The following is a 5,989-nucleotide window of genomic DNA, read 5'->3' as shown; positions in this document are numbered from 1 at the left end:
GATCTTGCCGAACCGCTTTTTCCCGGAGCGCGGGAAGCGATCGAACGGCTGGCCGCGCGCGGCGATCTGATGCTCGGCATCGCCACGGGCAAGTCGCAGAGGGGGCTTCGCCTTGCCCTCGAACAGCACGATCTCGCCCGCTATTTTGCCACCCTTCAGACGGCGGACGATGCGCCTTCGAAGCCGCACCCGATGATGCTGGAGCGCGCCATGGCGGAAGCCGGAACGGGCCCGCGCGATACGGTGCTGATCGGCGACACGTCATACGATATTCATATGGCCTGCGCCGCCGGGACGCATGCCTTCGGCGTCGATTGGGGCTATCATCCCGGCCATAGCCTTGCGCGGGCGGGCGCCTCGGTCGTTCTGTCGGATTTCGCCGAGCTGCATCCCGCGCTGGAGACGATCTGGACGCCGTCACCCACGGGGGAAATTGTCACATGAGAGCCATCGGTCGTATTCTGCTGCTTATCGTCGTCGTTCTCGTCGTGGCCGTCATCGGCCTGAGTTTCGTCGATCTCGGGCGCTTCGCGCCGCAAATCGAGGCCGCCGCAAAGCAGGCCACGGGACGCGATCTCAAGATCGAAGGCCCGCTCCATATCGGCATTTCGCTCGAACCCGAACTGATCGCCGAGAAGGTGAGCTTCGCCAATGCCGATTGGGGCTCGCGGCCACAGATGGTCAAGGCCGACAGGCTCGCCTTGAAGATCGCCGTGCTGCCGCTGCTCAAGGGACAGGTGGCGCTGAAGGACGTCGAACTCGAAAACGCCGACGTCTATGTCGAGACCGATGCGCAGGGAACGGGCAACTGGGAATTCGGTACGGCGAAGCCGGCGGACGCAAAGCCCGCGCAGGGCGGCGGACCGGCGCTTGCCGGCATGCCGGAGGTCAACATCAAGAATCTGAAAGTCGCCTATCGCGACGGGAAGACGAAGAAGGTCACCGAGGGCGCGTTCGACGAAGTCTCGATCCATCCGAAGGGCGCGGGCGTTCACGCCACGATCGCCGGCGACGTCAACGGCTCGACGGTTGCCTTCGACGCCGACGTGCTGCAGACCGCGAGCGAGATCGCCTTCAAGGACGCGACGGTGACAATCTCCGGCACCAGCGCGAAGGGCGACATCGCCGTCGGCCTCGGCGGGCCGAAGCCGAGCATCGTCGGTACGCTGTCGAGCCCGAAATTCGACGTAACGCCTTTCGCGGCGGGCGACAAATCGGGCAAGGCGAAGGGTGGACCGGTCTTCAGCCGCGATCCGCTGCCGCTCGACCAGCTCAACGCGGCCAATGCGGACCTGACGGTCAATGTGGCGTCGCTGATCTTCGGCAAGGTCGAGCTCACCGATGTGAAGCTGCCGCTCGAACTGAAGGACGGGCAGCTCAACGCGCCGCTGAGCGCCGCCTATCGCGGCGTTCCGATCAACGCCGCCGTGACGGCGAACGGCAATGCGCGTTCGGTCGGGCTCGACGCGCGCACCACGGCGATCGACCTTGGGCGGCTCTTCAGCGATCTCGGCGTCACCGATCTCCTGAGCACCAAGGCCGACATCGCGGCGAAACTCTCCGGCCGGGGCAAGTCGATGCACGACATCGCCGCGAGCCTCAACGGTCAGACCAATCTCGCGACGGGCGAGGGGACGGTGAATTCCAAGATGTTCGCGCTGGTTTCGAACGACCTCGCCAAGGCGATCATTCCGAACGGTTCGAGCGGCGACAAGGCAAAGCTCGTCTGTGCGCTGAGCGCCTTCAACTTTCAGAGCGGCGTCGGCACCTCGAAGGCGCTGGCGGTGGAAACCGACAGCCTCATCACCACGGGCAGCGGTACGATCAATCTCGGCAGCGAGCAGATCGATCTGCTGCTGAATCCGAAGCCGAAGAATCCGAGCCTCGTCAGCCTCGCTTTCCCGATCCGCGTTTCGGGACCGCTGACAGCGCCTTCGGCCGGTCTGGACCGTGCCGGTGTCGTCACGGGCGTTGCAACGGCAGTTGGGGGCGTCGCGCTGACCGGTGGCGTGGGGGCGTTGTTGCCTTTGATGAGCAGCGGAAATGGCGCCGCCGCCACGGGAGGGTGTGCGAAGCTTGCATCCGCCGCGGCGCAGGACACCGGCATCGGCGGCACGGTCAAGGGCATCGGCGGTGCCGTTGGCGGCGCGGCGACGGGCGCGGCCAAGGGAGTCGGCGGCGCTGTCGACAGCATCGGTAAGGGCATTGGCGGGCTTTTCGGCAAGTAAAAGTGACTTCATGAGTGACGACGATTCCATTTTCGATCTCGGCCGCAATCGCGGTCTGAACGAGCAGGTCGAGCATCCGGGACGCAATACGTTCCGTCCGCTGCCCAAGCGCTTCTATAAGGAAGCGACGGCGGCGCCGCTGGGCGACGGGTTCACCGTGCTGCTCGACGGGCGCGGCGTGAAGACGCCGGCGCGGACGCCGCTCGTCGTGCCGACGCGGGCTCTGGCCGAGGCGATGGCCGGGGAGTGGGCCGGGCAGGGGGAGACGATCGATCCGCGCATCATGTGGCTGACGAAGCTCGCCAACACGGCGCTCGATCGCGTGGCCCCGCGTCGCGACAAGGTGATCGACGAGATCGCGAGCTTTGCCGCGACCGACCTCGTCTGCTATCGCGCAGATCATCCGGTCGAGCTCGCCCGACGGCAGGCGGCGCACTGGTCGCCGCTGGTCGATTGGGCGGCGGAGGCGCTGGGCGCGGAACTCAGCGTGACGGAGGGCATCATCCATGTCGCACAGGATGAGGCGGCGCTGGCCGCTCTTCGCGCCGCCATTGCCGAGGCCGACGATTTCGCGCTGGCCGCGCTTCATAATGCGGTGACGCTGACGGGGTCGGCCGTCATCGGGCTCGCGCTTCTCAAGGGGCGGTTGACCGCCGAACAGGCTTTCGACGCCGCGCATGTCGACGAAGCCTGGCAGACCGAACTTTGCGGCGAGGACGAAGACGAGGCGGCGAGGCTTGCCGGGCGGCGGGCCGAACTGCTCGACACGGCTCGCTTTCTGGGACTTCTGGACCGCCAGGGCGCCTGACGCTACGTAAAACGGGGGTAGAGCCCCGTCCGCTAAGCCATTGGCAATCGGTCGATTTGGGTGCTATTCAAGGCCCTCGCGAGATGCCGGGCGGCGGCCTTTTGACGCGCCGTGCCGGTCATCCACCATCTCGACAATGCCCGGCCGGATCGTTCGGCCCGAAGTATCAGGGGGCGGAATGAAAGAGATTATTCGCCAGCTCGAAGAGCGCAGGAACGTCGCCAGACTGGGCGGCGGGCAAAAGCGCATCGACGCTCAGCATGCGCGTGGCAAGCTCACGGCGCGCGAGCGCATCGAGCTGTTGCTCGACGAGGGCTCCTTCGAGGAGTTCGACATGTTCGTCGAGCATGACTGCCACGATTTCGGCATGGAGAAGCAGAAGATCCCGGGCGACGGCGTCGTCACCGGCTGGGGTACGATCAATGGCCGCCCCGTCTATCTCTTCGTGAAGGACTTCACCGTCTTCGGTGGCTCGCTCTCGAAGGCGCACGCGAAGAAGATGACGAAGATCCAGGACATGGCGCTCCGCAATGGCGCGCCGATCATCGGCCTCTTCGATGCGGGCGGCGCGCGCATTCAGGAAGGCGTCGATGCGCTGGGCGGGTACGGCGAGGTCTTCACCCGCAACGTGCTCGCCTCGGGCGTGATCCCGCAGATTTCCGTGATCATGGGGCCATGCGCGGGCGGCGACGTCTATTCGCCGGCCATGACCGACTTCATCTTCATGGTCCGCGATACGTCCTACATGTTCGTGACCGGGCCCGACGTCGTGAAGACGGTGACGAACGAGACGGTGACCTCCGAACAGCTCGGCGGCGCCTCGATCCATACGGTGAAATCCTCGGTCGCCGACGGTGCCTGGGACAACGACGTCGTCACGCTCGGCCAGATCCGCCGCCTGATGGACTTCCTGCCCTCGTCGAACCGCGACGACGTGCCGGAGCGTCCCTATTTCGACGATCCGAAGCGTATCGAGATGTCGCTCGACACGCTGATCCCCGCGAACCCGAACATGCCCTACGACATGAAGGAGCTGATCCTGAAGGTCGTGGACGAGGGCGATTTCTTCGAACTGCAGGAAACCTTCGCCAAGAACATCATCACGGGCTTTGCCCGCGTTGAGGGACGCACCGTCGGCGTCGTCGCGAACCAGCCGATGGTGCTCGCGGGCGTTCTCGACTCGGACGCGAGCCGCAAGGCCGCGCGTTTCGTGCGCTTCTGCGACTGCTTCAACATTCCGATCGTCACCTTCGTGGACGTGCCGGGCTTCCTGCCGGGCACCGCACAGGAGTATGGCGGTCTCATCAAGCACGGCGCGAAGTTGCTCTTCGCCTATACCGAAGCGACCGTGCCCAAGATCACCGTCATCACGCGCAAGGCCTATGGCGGCGCCTATGACGTCATGGCCTCCAAGCACATTCGCGGCGATCTGAACTATGCCTGGCCGACCGCCGAAATCGCGGTGATGGGCGCCAAGGGCGCCGTCGAGATCATTCATCGCGCCGATATCGGCGACGCGCAGAAGATCGCGGCCCATACCAAGACCTACGAAGACCGCTTCCTCAATCCCTTCGTCGCCGCCGAACGCGGCTATATCGACGAGGTGATCATGCCGCACTCGACCAGGGTGCGCATCGCGCGGGCGCTCGCTCTCCTTCGCCACAAGGAAGTCGAGGCCCCGTGGAAGAAGCACGACAACATTCCGCTCTGAAGATGGCGGATGAACCCACATTTCCTGTATCGGTTCGGGCAGAAATTCCCGAAGACTCGTCTCGTCGTATTGTTGATGCGGTGATCGACCTGTTTTCGCCCGTGACGGAAATTGCTGGGTTTCTCGGCGATAAGATTCGGGCCTATCGCACCGATTCCGCATTGAGAGTGTTTCGTCGCACGAAAGAATTGGCGAATGAAAATGGTCTTAAGCTTTCAACGCCACCGTTGAAATTTCTTCTGCCCTTCATCGAGAAATGTTCTTTGGAGGAAGAATCTGATGACCTCCAGGAAATGTGGTCGAGACTCCTTCTTTCTGCGTCGACGGATTTTCGTCCGGAGATGCTGATTTATGCTGACATTATTTCGAAGATGACGTCTGCCGGTGCTCAAATTCTAAAAGCGATATGTGATGAAGGGCGATCAACTTTAGGCGGTCCAAGTCAAGTTGCCGACAATTGGATTTTTGCGATGAATGACCGACTCCAGTCACTTGTGCTCGAGAATTTTGATTTTGATGACTTTGACGCGAGCGAGCGAAATTTCCTTCAGAATGTTGAGTGGCCGGGTGTTCAGGTATGCGCGTTGGTCATGCTGCGTTTTGAGGATGATGGTGGAACAACGGAATATACCTCTTATCATCCTTCATATTCAGACAAGGATGCATTGGGCTATTCGATTCTCGACAGCCTAGGGCTGATCCGATTCGAGCAGCACAATGAAATTTTTGATGACGGAAAAAACTGCGTAATTACCACCATCGCATCAATGACAACACTTGGCGGGGCTTTTTATTTGGCATGCCAACGACCCGGTGCGCTGGCTGAATCGATAACGGGGTAACATCTTGTTCAAGAAAATCCTGATCGCCAACCGTGGCGAGATCGCCTGCCGCGTCATCAAGACGGCGCGCAAGATGGGCATCAAGACGGTCGCCGTCTATTCGACGGCCGACAAGGACGCGCTGCATGTCGAGATGGCGGACGAGGCGGTCGCCATCGGCCTGCCGCCGGCGGCCGAATCCTATCTCGTGATCGACAAGATCATCGACGCCTGCAAGCAGACGGGCGCCGAGGCGGTGCATCCCGGCTATGGCTTCCTCTCCGAGAATCCGAAATTCGCCATCGCGCTCCAGGAAGAGGGCATCGCCTTCATCGGCCCGAACATCAAGGCCATCGAGGCGATGGGCGACAAGATCGAGTCGAAGAAATTCGCGAACGCCGCGAAGGTCTCGACCGTGCCG

General features: G+C 62.5%; 6 protein-coding genes. All 6 read left to right on the top strand.

The window, feature by feature from the left end; genetic code table 11:
* Positions 1 to 444: HAD-IA family hydrolase (locus tag VMR03_RS09530; RefSeq protein WP_325404571.1), on the top strand; the 444-nt coding region annotated here is incomplete at its 5' end.
* Positions 441 to 2,228 (top strand): AsmA family protein, encoded by a 1,788-nt coding sequence (locus VMR03_RS09525; RefSeq protein ID WP_325404569.1) that lies wholly within the window; start codon positions 441 to 443, stop codon positions 2,226 to 2,228. The genes VMR03_RS09530 and VMR03_RS09525, both read left to right, overlap by 4 nt.
* Positions 2,229 to 2,238: 10 nt before the next feature.
* On the top strand, positions 2,239 to 3,036 hold the full coding sequence (locus VMR03_RS09520) for an ATP12 family chaperone protein (RefSeq protein ID WP_325404567.1): 798 nt from the start codon (positions 2,239 to 2,241) through the stop codon (positions 3,034 to 3,036).
* A gap of 178 nt (positions 3,037 to 3,214) precedes the next feature.
* Positions 3,215 to 4,747, top strand: a complete 1,533-nt coding sequence (locus VMR03_RS09515) for an acyl-CoA carboxylase subunit beta (protein ID WP_325404565.1) — start codon at positions 3,215 to 3,217, stop codon at positions 4,745 to 4,747.
* Positions 4,717 to 5,589, top strand: coding sequence for an Abi-alpha family protein (locus VMR03_RS09510; protein WP_325404563.1), 873 nt, complete (start codon positions 4,717 to 4,719; stop codon positions 5,587 to 5,589). The genes VMR03_RS09515 and VMR03_RS09510 overlap by 31 nt, the downstream gene beginning before the upstream one ends.
* 4 nt (positions 5,590 to 5,593) lie before the next feature.
* On the top strand, positions 5,594 to 5,989 hold a 396-nt coding region (locus VMR03_RS09505), incomplete at its 3' end, for a biotin carboxylase N-terminal domain-containing protein (RefSeq protein ID WP_325404561.1).

Origin of the sequence: Parvibaculum sp. (assembly GCF_035511255.1) — a bacterium.
Taxonomy (GTDB): domain Bacteria; phylum Pseudomonadota; class Alphaproteobacteria; order Parvibaculales; family Parvibaculaceae; genus Parvibaculum.
This window is presented reverse-complemented; position numbering and strand designations above follow the sequence as displayed.